Origin of the sequence: Kordiimonas sp. (assembly GCF_965216265.1) — a bacterium.
Taxonomy (GTDB): Bacteria; Pseudomonadota; Alphaproteobacteria; order Sphingomonadales; family Kordiimonadaceae; genus Kordiimonas.
Genome location: NZ_OZ244153.1, coordinates 2,886,438 through 2,904,837, shown reverse-complemented (window position 1 = coordinate 2,904,837; position 18,400 = coordinate 2,886,438). Strand labels below are relative to the sequence as shown.

Genomic DNA, 18,400 nt, shown 5'->3' with positions numbered 1-18,400 from the left:
GTGCGGCTGGTGGCTTCTCGCTGCGCGGTTAATCTGCCGCGATGATGATGCGTACACCTGCTTTCTCTAGCGACTGGGCGAACGCATCCGGTATGCCTGTGTCGGTGATCAGTATGTTGATATCGGGAAAGCTGCGGATTTTGTGTACGCCCGAGCAATTGAACTTGGACGAATCGGTCACCACGATGATCTCTTTGGAGACCTCGCACATCAGCCGGTTCAAAATCGCCTCCGGCTCAAAATGCGTGGTCAGCCCGGCCTGGAAATCAAACCCGTCAACACCCAGAAATACCTTATCGAAGTGATAGCGCAGCAAGCTTTCTTCCGCCTGCCGCCCGTAAAATGACTGTGACTTTTTACGGAGCGTGCCGCCGGTCATCAGCACTTCAACGCCCGCATGGTTCATCAGGTTTTGCGCCACGTTGAGGCCGTTGGTCATGACCACCAGACGCTTGAAAGCCTGAAGCGAGTTTGCGATCTCTGCTGTGGTGGTACCCGAATCCAGAAGGATAGCCTCACCCTCTTTGATCAGCTCACACGCCTTGCGGGCAAGGCCGCGCTTGGCATTCAGATGCTTTGAGTGTTTCTCATCGATCGACAGTTCCTGCGTGAGGCGGTTGCTGGCCACAGCGCCGCCACGGGCACGCACCAGAAGGCCCTTCTCATCCAGAATGTTGAGGTCAGCCCGGATCGTAACGTCAGAAACTCCATATTTGCGGGCAAGATCAGGCACCTGCACTTTGCCTTTCTTGAGGGCCACCTGCACAATGTCGTGCCGTCTTTCGATCGTATTCATGCTTTCGATTCCCAACCAATGTCTTTCGCATTTTTGTATGAGGTAATTTTCGAAAGCTTTCAATCCAAAAAAAATTTACACCACCTTTCAAAACTTCAACATTATGAATTTAAATATTTTTTTGTGCGTATTTTTTTGACAATCCCGATTTTCGCCGTTTTATTCGAAAGCTTTCGAAAGTTTTTTTGCTTGTTTTTAGGATTTCATTGGCCTTTTCTTTATCGAAATTAAACAGTTTCGAAATCACACGAAACATTTGAGATAAGGGTGAGGGAATGGATCGTTTGAACCGCCGCAAGTTTTTGCAAACAGCGTCAGCGCTTGCCGCTACCGGCATGGTGGCCGCATGCGCGTCGGGTAATACGCCTACAGCGACGGCGCGCGCACCGAAGGGGCAGCAAAGCGTGATGGGCCTTGTTGTGCCCAACATGACCACCGTGCGGGTCGGCTTTATTGGTGTGGGTCAGCGCGGCAGCGGGCACGTACGCCACTTTTGCCATCTGGACGGCGTTGAGATCAAAGCCGTCTGTGACACACATCAAGCCGCTGTTGACCGGTCATTAAAAACAGTGGCGGACGCTGGCCTCACTACCCCCACAGCCTATAGCGCGCACGAATACGCGTACCGCGACATGCTCTCGCGTGATGATATCGACCTTGTGATCATCTCCACCCCGTGGCGCTGGCATACCCCCATGGCGGTAGATGCCATGAACAGTGGCAAACATGTGTTTGTTGAGGTTCCCGCCGCCACCACGGTTGAGGAAGCATGGCAGCTGGTTGATACGGCCGAGCGCACACAGAAAAACTGCATGATGGGCGAGAACGTCTGTTACGGGCGGGATGAACTGATGGCGCTAAACATGGTGCGTCAGGGCCTGTTTGGCGACCTGTTGCACGGCGAAGCAGCCTATATTCATGAACTGCGCTGGCAGATGAAAGAGGTTGAACACAGCACGGGCTCATGGCGCACGGGCTGGCACGCAAAGCGGAACGCCAATCTTTACCCAACCCACGGCCTTGGCCCCATCGCGCAATATATGAATATCAACCGAGGTGACCGGTTCGATTACATGAATTCCATGAGCAGCCCGGCGCTTGGCCGCGCAGCCTATGCGGAACGCGAATTCCCTGCAGGCCACGAGCGTAACCAGCTCAAGTATATCGCGGGTGATATCAACACCAGCATCATCAAAACCAAACTTGGCCGCACCATCATGGTGCAGCACGATACCACCACCCCGCGCCCCTACACGCGCCATAACCTCATTCAGGGCACCAACGGTGTGTTCGCAGGTTTCCCCAACCGCATCGCCCTTGAGAATGGCGGCATGATGGACCCTGAGACAGGCAAACCAAAAAGCTACCACTCATGGGACCATGACATGGAGCCCTGGTACAAAAAGTTCGAGCACCCCTTGTGGGCACGTATGGGAGCGGAGGCCGAGAAAAACGGCGGCCACGGCGGCATGGACTTCCTGATGTTCTGGCGCCTCGTTTATTGCCTCAGAAACGGCGAACCACTTGACCAGGACGTTTATGACGCCGCCGCATGGTCTGTGGTGACCCCACTGTCGGAACAGTCGGTCAACGACAGAGGAAACAGCAAAGATTTTCCTGACTTCACTCGCGGCATTTGGAAGACCGCCAAACCGCTAGGAATTGTCAGCTAAAGAGCAACCACCCGTGGTCGAGTTGGAGACGACGGACGGGTGAAGTGCGCCCAAAATCCACCAAAATAGCCAAAAATAGGGAGAGGAATGACATGAAACGCAACCTGAAAGGGTCTTTTACGGACCGAATTTTAACGGGCGGCCTTGCCAGCACCTCAGCCATCGCGCTGATGGTAAGCGCAAGCACCGCCGCTTACGCCCAAGACACAGATAGCCCGAACACAGATAGCCAAGCCGCAAACAGTGTGGCATTTGAAGAAATTGTCGTCACCGGCGTTCGTGCAAGTATCATCTCGGCACGAAACCTGAAGCGCGACGCCGTTGGCGTAAGCGACGCCATCTCCGCAGAGGATCTGGGCAAGTTCCCTGATCTTAACTTGTCGGAAACGCTGCAACGCATCCCTGGCGTCACCCTCAACCGCTCAGACACCGGCCAGGGCTCTACCATCAACCTGCGCGGCCTTGGTGCCAACTTCACCCGGGTTCAGATCAACGGCATGACAGCACCAAGTACCAACGCTGCTGGTGGTCGCGGTTTCGATTTTGAAATTCTGCCTTCCGAGCTGTTCACCACCGTTGTTGTCAACAAGTCTGTCTCTGCCCGCCATGCAGAAGGTGGCCTTGCCGGGCTTGTGGAAATGAGCACACCGCAACCTTTCAGCTACCCCGGTTTCAAGCTGGCGGCATCAGCGCAGGGCAACCTCAGCAAAACAGCCGACAACCTGGGCGGGCGAGGGTCACTTCTTGTCAGCAATAATTTCAATGACGAATTTGGTATTGCCGCAGCGGTGGTTTATGCGCGCGGCAAATCTCAATCCAACCGCTCAGGTGGCTTTAACGTTCGCCCCTTTGGCCTCACAGCCATCAAAGACGATGACGGCAACCCCGCCATCGGCACCGCTGAAGAACAAGCGGCTTATGTGAACAATATCCCGCACTATATCTGGAACATCTCGGACACGGAAAGCGTGAGCGGCAATCTGGCTGTGCAGTGGCGCCCGTCTGATGACATTGAGGTCAGCCTGAACGGCCTCTATTCCACGCTTGATGCCACGCGTTTCACCACGCGTTTTGATGCGCCAAACGAAAGCAACGTAACGTCCATTGAAAATGCTGTGGTTGAAAACGGCGTTATCACCTCCGGCACCTTTGGGGGCGTGCAGCAGCGGGTTGGCGCCAACAATCTTTCGCGGGATGATGAGCTTTATCAGGTGATCGGCTCCGTGAAATGGACACCTACGGACGATTGGACCATCACGCCATATATGGGCTACACCAAACGCTCAAGCGACGGCCTTGGCGCGCTATTATCCTATCGCCGCGCCGACCTTGATACCGGTGAGTTTGTTCTGGGTGACGTAAGCTACACGCACCAGGGCAAGCATGTTGACTGGTCTACATCAGGCACGGATTTCTCCGCCAACCCGGAAGAGTTTTTGATCAACGTCTTTTACCTGACACCAACAGAAAGCCGCGACAGCGACTTCACCACCAAGCTGGATTTTGAGCACACCTTCCATGACAGCCCACTGAAGGCCATTGATTTTGGTGCTCGTTACTCGGTCCGTAAAATGGTCAATGTCAACCACGGCGGTGTGATCGTGCGTGCGGATACCGGCGTAGACCGCCGCACACTGCCCAGCCTTGCAGACAATGTCTACCTGATTGAAAACTTCAATATATCAGGCGCCCCGGCAGGCATCCCGGAAACGCTGAACACGGCAGACATCGACAAGGCCATCGCACTTTGGCTGCCTAACGGCCTCGACGGTGCAGCAATCGACGGCGTGGCAGTGACAGACCGCGCCCTCAACGGTCGCCAGAACAGTTATGACCTGCGCGAGGCCACCTTCAACGCGTATGCGGAAACAACGTTCGAGGTAGACAGGCTGCTCTTCAACGCGGGCCTTCGTTTCCTGCGCACTGAGCAAACCACCAATGGTACCTCTGTCACCAATGGTGTGCCCTCCGCCGTTAACAACGTGCGCACCTATCACGACTTCCTGCCAAGCGCGAGCTTGCGCTATGAGGTGCAGGATGACCTCTATATCCGCGCGGCATATTCCCGCAGCTACACGCGCCCAACGCTGAGCGATCTGGCACCAACGGAAAATATCAGCGGTGTGGACGAAGGCGGGGGCTTTGGCAGCCAAGGCAACCCGGGGCTTCAACCTTTCACTGCAAACAATATCGACCTTGGCTTGGAATGGTACTTCGGTGATGAAGGCCTGTTGTCGGCGACGCTTTTCTATAAAAGCCTCGACGGTATTATTGACACTGAAACCTTCACCGAAGACCGCACCTTCCCACGTCAGCGCGACGGCGTACTTGTTACCGCACCTGTGGTGATCACCCGCCCCGCCAACGGTGCTTCGGCGGAGATCAAGGGCCTTGAAGTTGCAGGCCAGATGCGCCTGACATTCCTGCCAGAAGGCTGGATGCAGAACTTTGGCGTGCAGGCGAACTATACGTTTGCGGACAGCTCGGCTGACTTTAATGCTGAAGATGATGTGCGCAGCACCGGCCTGCCGGGACTTTCCCGCCACAGCGCCAACGCATCGCTCTATTACGATGACCAGCGCTTCAGCGCCCGTCTCGCCTATGCGTGGCGGTCTGAGTATCTGCATGCCTTTGCTGGCGCATGGGGCATCCCCCGGTTCCAGAACGCATTTGGACAGCTCGACTTTTCAGCCAACTATGAGGTGATCAGCAACGTACACCTGCAACTGCAAGTGCTCAACGTTACCAATAATGTTGTGTCTTTCACTTCAGACGCCGTGAAAGCTCCCAACAATGTCACGCAGCTTGATCGCCGCATCCTGTTTGGGGCCCGTGTCAGCTTCTAGGTGCGCAACGCCTGAGAATACGACACGAGCGATCAACTATAGCCGGGCTTTTGCCCGGCTATTTTTCCGCTTTATCACGTTCGGTTAATAGTAGAAAAAATACACTCTTTGATATATATTGGGAGACCTGCATGAACTCTGGCAGGCAGCACGGCAATATATGTTCAAACACTGGGCTAAACATATCACCCTCGGTATTGCAGCAGCGCTTGCTGCTTTTGCGCCCGTCTATCCCGCGTATGCCTCGCAAGAAGAATCTCCCTCTTCCCAATGCCCTGAAATCATCGCCACCGGCCATCCAGATTATGTGCCGATCTCCTGGCAAAAGGGAGACTTGCTTGTGGGGGCCGCGCCCGACCTTCTAGCCCTGATATCAAGCGAGATTGGCGTACCCATCCGCACGGTACATAGCGGCGGCTGGAAGCGCGCGCAGTCACAGGTGTTTGCCGGCGAGATCGATATGATCGCAAGCCTCTACCGCACAGCGGAGCGGGAAACCCTGCTTGAATATACCAGCGCCTTTTCAAACGAGCCCGTTGTTGTCATCACGCTGGTAGACACGGACCTGCATTTTCGTGACCGCAACGACCTTTCGCCCTATCAGGGTGGTATGGTGATCGGCGACTCTCTCGGGCAGGAGCTGGACGACTTCAGCGCAACATCATTAAAACTGCATACTGTGCCGTCGGTTGAACATCTCCTGAACCTTCTGGACCATAAGCGCATTCAATATGCCATTCATGGCCTTTACCCGGTGATGGTAACTGCCCATAAACTTGGCATCGCGCCACGTATCCGCACCCACGTGCCGCCCTTAAGCCAAGAGAGCATGCATCTGGCGATCTCGAAAAAATCATCCTGCCTGCACCTGCTACCAAAGATATCAGCGGCGATTGAGAGCTTGCGCGCCACAGGCCATGTGGACAATTTGCTGAAAGAAAACTGGGCCAAGTGGGCAAAAACGGAAAATGTTGGCATGGCGCCCCCTGAAATATCGCAGGACAGGTAGCGCCACACAGTTCTCATCACTCGCTAGAAGGAGAACGACGCCTCAAGTCCATAACTTCGCGGCTGAAGGCGAGCCTCAGTGATCGTGCCGAAAAAATCACGGATGCTGGATGTCACTGCATCATCCTTCAGGATGTTTTCTGCATAAATTGCCAGCCGCCAGACGCCATCGTCGCTGCCCACGCCAAGTTTCATATCAAGAAGATCACGCGCGTCCAGCCGCCCGTAAGGCACGCTGGCCCCACCCAGAAGCGGTTGGCTGGTGATATTGTCGGGCGTGACGTACGACCCGCCTGCGTGGGTAAAGCTCGCATGCACAAACCCGAGCAAGCTGGCATTTAAGCTACGCTCATAATCCACCACAACACCTGCTTCAAAGTCTGGCGCATCAAGCTTATTGCCGGAAACATCCGTGCCGCCAACACCACCTTCCGCAAATTCGCTATAGGTCGCATCCAGCACCGATGTCCATGCCCGCACGCTTAGGCCTTCCGCGAGTTCAGCTTGCACCTCAAGCTCAACGCCCTTGGTGCGTACTTTGGCAGCGTTTGAAATCACAATCGCCGTACGCCCACCCCCAAGGTCACGGAACTGGTTGACCTGAAAGTCGTCATAGTCCACCCAGAAGGCCGTGGCCGAGAACCAAAGCGTGCCATCTGCCACGCTGCCCTTAAGCCCTGCCTCATAGCTGCGTGCGCTTTCTTTCTCGAACGCCACGTCGCCGGGAAAGATGCCTGCGCTCACGTAATCGAGGTTGAACCCACCACTTTTATAACCTTCCGCATAACGCACAAAAGCCGTGATATCGTCTGAGGCCTGATAGCTCACACTGAAGGTGGGGGAGATATCGTCATCTGTGCGCTCTGCATTCAAAGTGCCAGTTGCAAGGCCAAACACCGGGCCTTCCAATGTGTTGATCGTCCAGTCCGCGACCTTCTTGTCGTGCGAGTAGCGCAGCCCCGCGCGCAGGCTCAGCCGCTCTGTCACCGCATAATCTGCGTTTGCGAAAACGCCCCAGGCCGTGGTGTCTACCTGGCCAATGTTTGAAAGGTCCGCGCCCGGTAGCATACCAAGCATGAGGCCGTCCGCGCCCGCAACCGCATGCCGGTCTGTTTTCGCGCGTTGGTCGAGGTAGGTAACACCCACCATATAGCTGATGGCCGCGTTCTGGTTTGAAGCATACCGCACTTCCTGACTGAAGTGGTTATAGGCCTCGTCATAGTCGATATGCAATAGGTCGGCGGGTGTATAGTCGGTGTCGTTTACCATCGCCACGTCTGTTGAGCGAAGGCCGGAAAGTGTCTGTATGGTGCCGCCGCCCGTCAGCTCATAACTGAGCGTCAGCCCCGCGCCTTTCGCCACAAGGCTTTGCCTCGGCGTGGTATTGAACGCCACCTCAAAGTCATTTGGTGCGAAGCCCTCCGGCGCAATGCCCAGAGTTTCAGAAAGCGGGTCCCCGATCAATGCACGCTCATCAAGCGAGGTACGGTCAAGGCTCAGGCGCACCTCAAAACTGCCACGGCTATAGACTGCTTGTGCACGCATGCTGTCCCGGTTGCGATTGTCAATTTCGTCACCCGTTACTAGGTTATCGGTCAAGCCGTCCCGGTTGTTCAGCCCCGCGGATAAGCTGATGGCCAGCTCATCGCTCACAGGCGTGGAAACCAGCCCTTGCAGCACACGTTCACCCACACCGCCGTAGCGCGCACGGCCCATGACCCGAAGCTCGTCGCCCGGCTTCTGACTTTTGAGGTTGATAGCACCCGCGATAGCGTTACGGCCAAAAAAAGTGCCCTGCGGCCCCCGCAACACTTCAACCTGCGCAAGGTCCAGCAGGTTCTGGTTCAGGCCGTATGATGGGCCGAGGTAGATGCCGTCCAGATACAGACCAACACGTTCGTCAAAGCCCACGTTGCGGCTAAAGGTGCCCACACCGCGCAGCGTGACCGTGTTGTTGTAAACAAACTGGGAGAAGAAACTGAGCCCCGGCACAACAGCGCCTAAATCCTCAAGCGAGGTGAGGTTGCTGTTTGCCACCCATTCGCTGCCCACCACGCTGACTGATACGGGCGTATCGGTCAGGCTTTCGTCCCGCTTTTGAGCGCTGACGACTATTTCTTCTACGGTGCCTTCGGCATAGGCCGCAGGCACAGCCAGCATAAGGCAAACAGTGCCCAATAACTGCGTTTTCCGTCGGTGGTGAACCCGGCTTTCTCTGGTGATATTCATGATGCCCCAATCGTGTCGAGTTGGTGAAAACTCTTTACGGTTACTCAAAAAATGGTCGAGGCATCAGGTTGCCCCGACCCGTGTCAGACTGCTGTTATTTATATTTATCAAACCATGCGAGGATGTTTTCCACCTTCGCAACAAGGCGTGATGGCCGCCCCGCGATCCCGTGCGGGCTTTCCGGCACGCGTACCATCAACGTATCCACTTTACGAAGCTTGAGCGCCTGGTAGAACTGCTCGGTTTCCGAGATCGGCGTGCGGCGGTCTGCCTCCCCGGTGATCAGAAGTGTTGGTGTGGTCACATTGCCCACAAGGGAAAGCGGTGAGCGTTTCCAGTAATGCTCAACATTGTCCCACGGCATGCCGGGGAACTGGAACGGGATCTGGCCGAGATAACTATCGGCGGTCAGCACCTTGGATATCCAGTTGATCACAGGTTTCGCAACCGCTGCCGCGCGGAAACGGTCCGTGAGGCCAATGGCATAAGCGCTTGCGATACCACCCGCAGAACCACCGGTGATGTAAAGCTGGTCAGCGTCCGCGATGCCTTTCTCGATCAAGGCATCAAGGCCAGACATATGGTCAGCAAAGTCATATTCGCTGGAATATTTGTTCTGCAAGAGAAGCGCAAAACGTTCGCCATATGATGTGCTGCCCCGGTGGTTATCATAAAACACCACATAACCCTCAGCGGCAAAACGCTGCATCTCAGCCGAGAAATGCGGGCCATAACTCAGGTGTGGGCCACCGTGAATTTCAAGAATGGTGGGATATGCTTTTGATGGGTCATAGTCAGGCGGCGTCATATACCAGCCCTGAATTTCTTCCCCATCGATGGAGGAGTTATAAATAATCTCCTGCACCTCACCGAGGGTTTTATGCCCCAGCGCATCCTCATTCAACGCGGTCAATTGGCGTGGCATGGCCTTGCCGCCACGGGCGACATAAAGGTCTGCCGGGCGCTGTGGTGTACCCTTGGTGAAAGCAACAGTGCCGCCAGCCGCCGAGTAGCTACCGCTTTCATAGGGCCGACCAAGCGTGGTGCCACCAAGCCCATATGCCACGGGGCGATGTTTGCCTGCGAGGTCAGCATAGCCCACCTGCGCCACACCACGTACCGTCATCTGGTAATAAAGACCCTTGCTCTTTTCATCCCAGGTGAGAGATTCGAGCGAATTATCAATGTCTGCGGAAAGGTTGCGGTCGTCCGTGCCGTCCACCTTCATCACATGCAAAAATTTGTTCCGGTAGGCGAGCTTCTCGTCATCCATCTTGAGATAGGCGATATATTTGCCATCTGGTGAAACGGTGGCGCCATATTCAGCGCCCGGCGCGCTCGTTATCTCGCGCACGCTGCCGTCCATTTTAAAAGCATAGAGGTTGCTTTCACGCGCCTCATATTCCCAGTTATCGCTGCGGTTGGCAGAGACGACAACTTCCGCACCGTCCGCTGTAAAACTGATGGGGCCACGGTGGTTATAGTTGCCGTCCGTAAGCTGGCGGGCTGTGCCGCCATCTGCCGGCACAATAAATACATGGGTGTATGCGGGCTCTAGAATACCGCGGCCGTCAGCCTGATACCGCGCTTTGGAAACATAAGTCACGGCAGGCGACCAGTCCGCGCCCTTCGGCTTCGCAGGCATTTTCACTTTCAGCGGTTTGCCCTTTTCCTTCACGCTCATGGTGAAGGCGATCTGGCTACCGTCAGGCGACCATGTGATGGCCGACGGGCTTGATTGCAGGTTGGTCACCAGCGCCGTTTGGCCCGTATCCATCCAGCGTACATAAAGCTGGGTTTTACCGTGTTCGTTCGAGAGGTACGCAATTCGTTTGCCGTTCGGCGACCACACAGGCGACCGGTAGCTTTTGGTGCCAGAAAGCAGCGGCCTATGGTCGCTGCCGTCCGCCGCCGCTATCCAGATATTGGAGCGGGTGCCATCTGTCATGATGTCGTTTGAGCGCCGCACATAAAGCACAGACTTACCGTCCGGCGAGACAGCAGGGTTATCCGCATACTCAAGCTCGAACACATCTACGCTTTCAAATTTTGCTGTAGCTGCCGGAGCCATGTCCTCAGCATCATCCTGCGCCCACACAGGAGCCTGAAGCGACACTGCCGCCAACAAACCAAGCGCAAAGGGCTTTTTGAGAATATTCATGATTGACCTCCCAATCGTTATTGTTTTTCTGGGCTGGGTGAAACAGCCCGATCCACCCACAACTACCCCGTTATCGCGCGACACTCTGAAGTGAAAAACAGGGGCTGCCAAGGTCAAAAACGGATTTGTGACTACGCTTCAACCATTCCGGGTATAGCACACTGCAAGCAGGTTGGCCTGAGCGCCACAAAAGGTTATGATGCCGCCCCATAAGACGGAGAATTCCCCATATGACGTTCAAAGATCATTTCTCGCACGACAGCAGTGCCTACAAAACTCATCGGCCACAATATGAGGTTAGCCTGGTGGACCATCTGGCCGCAGGCCTTGATGTGCGCAAACTGGCCGTTGATGTAGGTTGTGGCAGCGGGCAATTTACCCACGTGCTGGCCGAGCGGTTTGACCATGTTATCGGCTATGATGGCAGCGCCTCCCAGATCGAGAATGCGGAGCCAAACGACCGCATCGACTACCGCGTTGGCAAAGCGGAAGACCTCAAGCTGGAGCCCCTAAGCGTAGATATGATCACCGTTTTGCAGGCCGCGCACTGGTTTGACCTGCCTGCCTTTTATGCCCGCGCAGACAGGGCCCTGAAACCCGGTGGGGTGCTGGCACTGGTGGCTTATGGCCTCGCGCGGATCACGCCTGACATTGATGCGGCGGTTGACGATTTCTACACCCGCGGCATCGGCGCTTACTGGCCGCCAGAACGCGCGCATTTTGATGATGAATATGCGAGCCTGCCCTTCCCGTATGACGAACCGCCCATGCCGCGTTATGAAATGAAGGTGGAATGGACGTTTGACCAGCTAAAGGGCTATCTGGGCACTTGGTCAGCAGTGGGTGAAGCCAAAAAAGTACTGGGCTTCAACCCGCTTGATGCTTTTACCGCCAAGCTGCGGGAGGTGTGGGGCGACGCGGAAACCCACACCGTGTGCTGGCCGCTTTTCATGCGTTACGGGCGTAAGCCGCTGGTATAATTACCAGCCGCCACCGCCACCGCCACCGCCGCCACCACCGGAGAAACCGCCACCACCCGAAAAGCCGGATGACCCGCTTGAGGACGGTGGTGTACTGGCCGCCGCAATGGAGCTTGTAACCGTGCTGGCGATAACACCGCCAAGCGTACCGGCCATAAATCGCCGGGCACCATAGCTGCGGCCATAACCTCTGTGGCTATGGTACCAAACCGGGTGATATTCACTTTCACCCCGCGCTTCAGCGGCCCGCCTCAACACGTCATCAAACTGGTCGCCCCATTTGTTTTCAACATCAAGTGCAATGGCGTAGGGCAGCAGCGCCTCATAATGCTCGGGCGTGCGCTCTGGCGGGTTATGGAAATTGAGCCGGTCTTTTTCCGCCACGCTCATATAAAGCTTCAACCCCTCAATCTCATCCAGCATCTGGCGGCCAAATTTAGTGCGCGCAGGCATGAGCACAGAAAAGATGATGGTGGGCGCGAGCGTGAGCACCAAAAACACCAGCATGAATGGCGCAAGCCGCGCCTCACCCCCACCCAACACGGCCGGGAAAAGCATCAGGATCACCAGAAGCGCACCCACCGAGTTTACAAGCGCATTGCTTTCATGCCGTTCCCGCACCAGCAGGCTTTTCACGCCCCAGAAAGCGAAAGCCGCGATGAGGCCAATAGCCACCAACGCCCAAGGAAGCTGGTAAGATGCCGTCACCATAGCCAACAAGCCCGAAACCGCTACCGAGATTGTGGTCATCACCACACCCCGATTGCGGGTAAAATATTTGGCTTCCCCGCGCTCAACTGCGGCATAAAATCGCTTGAGCCCCAGTGCGAAGGTTTTGTCAAACTCACCACCAATTTTGAAGTATGGCGCACCGTGCAGAAACTCCCGCGCAATAACCGCTTCGCCCGGTGCGAGCTTGGCGTTATCAATCTTTTCGCCCACCCGCTTGAGCGTGATGACCTTGTCATGCTCTTCAATCGTAATTAGCCCTTTGGCTGCCATGGAAACCACGGCGGCGGTGAACACTGTCGCGTCTGACCCCATGTGGTTTACAAACCGGCACAAGGCGGGCGACATGGGTTTGCCGTCACCGCCAATGGGCGCGCTATATTGCGCAATAACGGCACCGCCTTTTGGGTCTTTGCCCACGGCGCGCCACGCGTTAAGGCCATAGAGGAAGGTGATAAGCGCCGCAAGCGCGCCCACCAGCATCCAGCCATTGGCCTGCACCAACCGGGCGGCTTTATCGGCTGCGCTTGGGCGGGTAACAATACCAGCCTGCCATTCCAGAAGCACCGTGAGCCCGGCCCGTGAACTCAGCCGCCTGTCAGTGCGCACCTCAAGTTTATTGTTCGAGAGTTGGCGCAATGTTGCGTCACTTGCATTTGAGCCAAAGCGCCCGGTATAGGCGGCTGTGCGCTCCAGCATCGCCCCCTCAGGCAGGGTGATCATCGCGCTCGCGCTATCGATCACAAAGTCCCAGCCGTTGCCGGTAATGTTGAAATATAGCTCATCGGTTTCCGGCAAGTGGGTGAGCTGGTGTGTGGTCTCATAGGTGATTGTATAGGTATGCTCACCGCGCCTGACCATGGTGTCCGGGTCGCCAATGCGCACGCGCCAGCCGTTATTAAGCCACTCCATATTGTAGGGCACATTCCCACCGTCCAGCTGCACGTCTTTGACATCAAAGCTGAAGTTGACCGTGTTGCTGTTCCGGTCCTTATAGCGGGTGGGGAAATCACGAAAGATGCCACGCCGGATGCGGTCATGCTCCACATTCACCGTGATGCTTTCCGTTACCTCAAGCACACCGTCTGTACGCACGGTAATGTCACTGTGAAACTGGCGGATCGTCTCTGCCGCCGTTGCATGTTGAGTGACAGCCAACATACACACCAAAAACAACGCAACTTGCGCAAGAAAACCCCACGGGGGGTTCGATAATTCCAAGTAAGTTTTCATCGTTGACGCTTTCCTTTGGTCCGTTTTCGAGCATGATCAAAAAGGTGAATAATCTCGTGTCCTGCAGAGCAATTCCCGTCACAGCGACCACACGAAGAGCCGAGCACTATTCGCCTTTACCTCGCTTTTTGGCGAGTTGCCCAAGCACATCATCAAACTTGTCGCTCCACTCGGCCTCAACATCAAGCGCAACGGCATAAGGCAGCAGAGCCTCATAATGCTCTGGCGTACGCTCTGGTGGATTATGGAAATTGAGCCGCTCTTTCCCCGCCACGCTCATATAAAGCTTCAGCCCCTCAATCTCATCCAGCATCTGACGGCCAAATTTTGTGCGTGCGGGTATGAGCACAGCAAAGATGATGGTGAGCAGAAGCTCGAGCACACAGAATACCAGCATATAGGGCAGGAACCTTATTTCATGCTCCGCCAATACCATCGATGTAAGCATCATAAGTGTGCTTGAAAACCCGGCGTTTGCCTCACGGATGGGCACTTTCAGGTGTTTCTCTCCAAAAAAACAATAAACGGCAACCAGACAAATGGTCACCAGTGCCCAAGTAAGCCAGTAAGATGCCGCCGCCATAGACCACAGACTGAAAAGTGCCACAAGCGCGATGGTTATTTGCACATCGTAGTTGTGGAGGAAATATTTGTTCCCCCTGCGCCGAACAACGGCAAAAAACCTATTTAGCTTTGGTATGAACGTCCTGTCATACTCACCACCAATTTTTGTAGAATCATCGACCTCAAAAAATTCCCGCGCGATAATAGCTTCATCCGACGTAAGCTTGACGGTATCAACTCTCTCGCCCACGCGCTTGAGCGCAATGATATCGTCAGTTTCCTCAATAGTGATCAGCCCTTTGGCAACCATCGAGATGACCGCCGCGGTGAACACGGTCGCGTCCGCGCTCATGCGGCTCACGAACCGGCACACGGCGGGCGACAGAGGGGTGCCATCATCAGCAATCGGCGCGCTATACCGCGCAATAACGACACCGGCTTTTGGGCCTCTGCCCACAGCGCGCCAAACTTTGACGCCATAGAGGAAGGTTATAAGCACCCCAAGCGCACCGACCAGCATCCAACCATTATCACTAATGACCTGCACGGCTTTATCTTCTGTAGTCGGTCGTGTAACAACACCGGCTTGCCACTCTAGTAGCACCGTAAGATCAGCCCCCGGACCAAGTCGACCGTCAGTATGCACCTGAAGTTGGTGAGGTGCTAATGAGCGTAGCGTTGCATCGCTTGCTCTTGAACCGTTACGTCCTGTGTACGCCGCCGTGCGCGTCATCTTTGCGCCTTCCGGTAGTGTAATTATCGCGCTTGCGCTATCGATCGCAACGTCCCAACCATTGCCAGTAATGTTGAAGTATAGCTCATCGGTTTTCGGCAGATGAGTAAGCTGACGTGTGATCTCATATGTGATTTTATATGTGTACTCACCGCGCCTAACCATACTGTATGGGTAGCTAATGTGCAGACGCCAGCCGTTTGTTTGTCGCTCCATGGTGTAGGGTGTATGATTGCCATCAAGCCTGACATTTTTCACCTTAAAATTGAAATCGACTTTGTTACCAACCCAGTCTTCATAGCGGGTGGTGAAATCCCGAAAAAAGCTATGCCTACTAGTGCGGTCGTGTGCCACATTCACCGTAATACGCTCAATAACCTCAAGCGCGCCGTCTGTTCGCACGGTAATATCGCTACGAAACCGACTGACAGTTTCGGCAGCTACAGTCGGCGCGGTGCTTGCAAACGTAGCAAGCCCCATGAGTACAGCAATCAGCGCTCGAGCGTGCAGCTTGCCGATCTGTCTCATAAGTTTCCCCTCAATTGCGAATTTGCCAAAACTCGCATCCGCATACTGAGGCAGCTAGAACTCAACCTTGGGGGCTTGTTGCACGGCGATGTGCTCATTCTCTTCCAGCTCAAAAAACTCTGATAGGGTAAAGCCAAACATGCCTGCGATAATGTTGGAAGGGAACTCCTGCACCGCTGTGTTCAGCTCACGCACGTTGCCGTTATAAAAACGCCGAGCCTTCTGGATATGGTCTTCAAGGGCGGCAAGCTCTGCGGACAGATTGTTGAAATTGGTGTTGGCTTTCAGGTCCGGGTAGGCTTCGGAAAGCGCGATCAACTTGCCAAGCGCCTGGCTGAAGATATTCTCATTCGCGGCCTGCTCGTCCGGGCTGCCATTGCTCGCAACCGCTGCGTTGCGGGCATTGATCACGCCGGTGAGGGTTTCTTTCTCATGCGCGGCGTAACCTTTCACGGTTTCAACCAGATTGGGCACAAGGTCGTACCGGCGTTTCATTTGCACGGTGATGTCGGACCAGGCTTCGTTCTTGCGCACACGAAGGCCCACAAGCTTGTTGTAGATCGCAATACTGTAAATAAGCACAAGGGCGACAAGGCCCAGAATGATGTAAATCGCTGTCATAATATCCCCCATCTATTGGCCGCTGGCGCGGCAGTGTGGCCTACCGCTCAGATAACGCGAGCTTGAGGGCCAACCCTAAAAATATGGTGCCTGCAACGCGGTTCATCAAGACCTGCGCCTTTGGTGAGTTCGACAGCCGCGCCCCAATTTGCCCCGCCATAAGCGCGATGGACGAGAACACAATAATCGTAACAACAAAGAAAAGCGTGGCCAGCGCAAGCATTTGCGCCGCCGTATTTCCAGCGCCCGCATCAACAAATTGCGGCAGAAAAGCGAGGAAAAATATGGACACTTTCGGGTTCGTAACGTTCATGATAATACCGCGCCGATAATATTGGCCGAGACTTGTGGCTTTACTCTCTGTCGCCTCGATCGCTTCCGGTTTTGCGCGGAATGCCCCGATAGCGAGATACACAAGGTAAGCCGCGCCAACAATCTTGAGCGCCGTGAACGCAAGCTCGGATACAGCAATGAGTGCGGCAAGGCCCAGCACAACAGCGGCTGTGTGCACAACAAGCCCGGTGGCCAAGCCAAAGGTGACAGCAATCCCCGCCTTGGGGCCTTTAAGCGCGCTTTGCGTGAGCACAAAAATATTATCCGGCCCAGGCGCAAAAGCCAGCACCACAGACGCCAGTGTAAACGCCACCACCGTATCAACTGAAAGCATAAAATCCCCCGCACTGCATCACCATATGACGCCAGAATACAGCGCGGGAAGCAGCCGTCCATATATTATGAGAATTCCGGTAAGCTTGACGGGGATGCCAAAATCACGCAGCACCACAAAGCGGCAGAATAGCCGCTGAATTAATACCGCCAATATGCCTGGTCTCAGTGACCTGAAAGATAGAAAGCCACGGAAAACAACAGGCTGACCGCAAGCGCCCACAAAACAGTGGGATACCGCAGCTTCAGATCATGAGATCTTGTCTGTTCAGTCATATACTCGCCCCCAAAGCGTGTAATGGAACACAATATTTACACCAATTAAGTGTAGTATACAAGAAATGGTGTTTTACCTTGCTTCGCGGAGCGAAAGGAAAGCGGAAGCCGGGCGCAAATAGAGATGCAGACCAGCGGCATAAATCGGCCAGTTTCACTTTATAAAAGAGGGAAAGGTGGGAAAGCTTGGCAGCCGCTCAGGCTTCTTCTTCGTCCAGTGTGTCTATGGGGCGCGAATCGGTCATCGCCCACTTCAGGAAGCTTCCGATAATGAGGAAAAGGCACACACCAAACATACCACCAGCCACGGCCAGAAACACACCACAGCCAATAAACAGCAGTGCCACCATGACTTTGAGAAAAGCGTCACAGCTCCAGTCGAGCCAATTAAACAGGCGGTTGATCATCCCCATATCCTCCGGTCGGGGATCATACCGATATTGACGCAAAAAAAAAGCCCCACGGTTGTCCGTGGGGCTGAGGGGCGCACCGCGTAAGGGGAGATGCGGTGCTTAGGGTAAGGAACAAGGTGAGATTCCTTTGGCAAAACTATTTGTGTTCAGGCCGTCTATGTTCAGGCCAGAGGGACGATGTCAGCTCCCCCCCCAAAGCCCGAACGGGAGCTGTTACACGCGGGCAAGTGCGCCTTGCGCCTGGCGCCAGCCAGCGACAATCACCGTGTCACCCGTGTGGTCGAAAATATCCGCGTCAAGATCAAGAAGCGTGGATGCACCTGTGCTCGCATGCGGGAACTCAACGGTGTAAACCCGTTTGCGTAGCTTGTTGATGCCAATGATCGCACCGGTCGCGCCTTTTTTAAGGCCGAACTGGCTTTCATCTCGCGGCAACATCACATCATGAAACTTATGCATCTCTGGTCTCCTCAAGCGTATTATTTGTTGTTTGTGTCAGGTCATGAAAATCAACGTCCAGCGTAATCCCAAGCGCCGCCATGCGTTTCATCTGCTTTGGCGTTAGCGTGAGCGCGGGCACTGCTTTGTGCGCATAGGCCTCAACAGTGACCCAGGCGTTTTTCGCCCATTTGCGCACTGGCTCTTCGCGGCCTTCAAGCTGGCCAAGAAGCGCATCAATCTGCGCAGATAGCGGTGTGTTTTCTGCCGCCAGGCCCGAATGCAGAACCCACAGGTTCTTGGTGGAAAGCGGGCCGAAATCTTCCGCGAAGCTTTCCACGCCCGAGGCGCATTCCTGCTCGCCCTTGCGGCTCACCCGGCTGGGGAAAAGACCAAGCGACTTGGTCACCGCGTCAGGGGAGCTTTCAAGGCTGTTAATGCGCAGGCTTGTATAAATCTCAAAATCTGGTGCTGGATGATTCATGATCCTGTCTCCTTCATCTGCC

At 55.0% G+C, this 18,400-nt stretch carries 14 protein-coding genes; 4 read left to right on the top strand and 10 right to left on the bottom strand.

Annotated features, from left to right (window positions below; genetic code table 11):
• Nucleotides 1-28: 28 nt before the first annotated feature.
• Nucleotides 29-796 carry a transcriptional repressor AgaR gene (gene agaR / locus ACOOGA_RS13515; RefSeq protein ID WP_417460036.1) on the bottom strand — a complete coding sequence of 256 codons (768 nt, stop codon included), beginning with the start codon at nucleotides 794-796 and terminating at the stop codon, nucleotides 29-31.
• A 275-nt stretch (nucleotides 797-1,071) separates the two neighbouring features.
• Between agaR and ACOOGA_RS13510 the strand changes: the two genes are divergently transcribed.
• The 3 genes from ACOOGA_RS13510 to ACOOGA_RS13500 all read left to right on the top strand — a co-directional run bounded on the left by ACOOGA_RS13510 (nucleotide 1,072) and on the right by ACOOGA_RS13500 (nucleotide 6,324).
• A complete protein-coding gene (locus ACOOGA_RS13510; RefSeq protein ID WP_417460035.1) occupies nucleotides 1,072-2,469 on the top strand; it encodes a Gfo/Idh/MocA family oxidoreductase in 1,398 nt (465 codons plus the stop codon).
• A gap of 92 nt (nucleotides 2,470-2,561) precedes the next feature.
• A complete protein-coding gene (locus ACOOGA_RS13505; RefSeq protein WP_417460034.1) occupies nucleotides 2,562-5,315 on the top strand; it encodes a TonB-dependent receptor in 2,754 nt (917 codons plus the stop codon).
• 118 nt (nucleotides 5,316-5,433) lie between these two features.
• Nucleotides 5,434-6,324: a substrate-binding periplasmic protein gene (locus ACOOGA_RS13500; RefSeq protein ID WP_420428877.1), complete on the top strand. Its 891-nt coding sequence runs from the start codon at nucleotides 5,434-5,436 to the stop codon at nucleotides 6,322-6,324.
• Nucleotides 6,325-6,347: 23 nt separating this feature from the next.
• Here ACOOGA_RS13500 and ACOOGA_RS13495 read toward each other — a convergent pair whose 3' ends face one another.
• Nucleotides 6,348-8,552 (bottom strand): TonB-dependent receptor, encoded by a 2,205-nt coding sequence (locus tag ACOOGA_RS13495; RefSeq protein WP_417460032.1) that lies wholly within the window; start codon nucleotides 8,550-8,552, stop codon nucleotides 6,348-6,350.
• A 94-nt stretch (nucleotides 8,553-8,646) separates the two neighbouring features.
• On the bottom strand, nucleotides 8,647-10,713 hold the full coding sequence (locus tag ACOOGA_RS13490) for a prolyl oligopeptidase family serine peptidase (RefSeq protein ID WP_417460031.1): 2,067 nt from the start codon (nucleotides 10,711-10,713) through the stop codon (nucleotides 8,647-8,649).
• Nucleotides 10,714-10,943: 230 nt separating this feature from the next.
• Here ACOOGA_RS13490 and ACOOGA_RS13485 point away from each other — a divergent pair, with 230 nt between their 5' ends.
• Nucleotides 10,944-11,693 carry a class I SAM-dependent methyltransferase gene (locus ACOOGA_RS13485; RefSeq protein ID WP_417460030.1) on the top strand — a complete coding sequence of 250 codons (750 nt, stop codon included), beginning with the start codon at nucleotides 10,944-10,946 and terminating at the stop codon, nucleotides 11,691-11,693.
• On the opposite strand, the gene ACOOGA_RS13480 is transcribed toward ACOOGA_RS13485, so the two are convergent.
• From ACOOGA_RS13480 to ACOOGA_RS13450, 7 genes are all read right to left on the bottom strand, one after another.
• Nucleotides 11,694-13,583: a DUF2207 domain-containing protein gene (locus ACOOGA_RS13480; protein WP_420428875.1), complete on the bottom strand. Its 1,890-nt coding sequence runs from the start codon at nucleotides 13,581-13,583 to the stop codon at nucleotides 11,694-11,696.
• 178 nt (nucleotides 13,584-13,761) lie between these two features.
• Nucleotides 13,762-15,480 carry a DUF2207 domain-containing protein gene (locus ACOOGA_RS13475; RefSeq protein ID WP_417460028.1) on the bottom strand — a complete coding sequence of 573 codons (1,719 nt, stop codon included), beginning with the start codon at nucleotides 15,478-15,480 and terminating at the stop codon, nucleotides 13,762-13,764.
• A gap of 54 nt (nucleotides 15,481-15,534) precedes the next feature.
• On the bottom strand, nucleotides 15,535-16,101 hold the full coding sequence (locus ACOOGA_RS13470) for a LemA family protein (protein WP_417460027.1): 567 nt from the start codon (nucleotides 16,099-16,101) through the stop codon (nucleotides 15,535-15,537).
• 40 nt (nucleotides 16,102-16,141) lie between these two features.
• Nucleotides 16,142-16,768 (bottom strand): LysE family translocator, encoded by a 627-nt coding sequence (locus ACOOGA_RS13465; protein ID WP_417460026.1) that lies wholly within the window; start codon nucleotides 16,766-16,768, stop codon nucleotides 16,142-16,144.
• A gap of 472 nt (nucleotides 16,769-17,240) precedes the next feature.
• On the bottom strand, nucleotides 17,241-17,450 hold the full coding sequence (locus tag ACOOGA_RS13460; RefSeq protein WP_417460025.1) for a hypothetical protein: 210 nt from the start codon (nucleotides 17,448-17,450) through the stop codon (nucleotides 17,241-17,243).
• A gap of 219 nt (nucleotides 17,451-17,669) precedes the next feature.
• A complete protein-coding gene (locus tag ACOOGA_RS13455; RefSeq protein ID WP_417455677.1) occupies nucleotides 17,670-17,915 on the bottom strand; it encodes a hypothetical protein in 246 nt (81 codons plus the stop codon).
• The gene (locus ACOOGA_RS13450; RefSeq protein WP_417460024.1) at nucleotides 17,908-18,378 is read right to left on the bottom strand and encodes a DUF4279 domain-containing protein; all 471 of its coding nucleotides are present in this window, start codon (nucleotides 18,376-18,378) and stop codon (nucleotides 17,908-17,910) included. The genes ACOOGA_RS13455 and ACOOGA_RS13450 overlap by 8 nt, the downstream gene beginning before the upstream one ends.
• Nucleotides 18,379-18,400 lie beyond the last annotated feature (22 nt).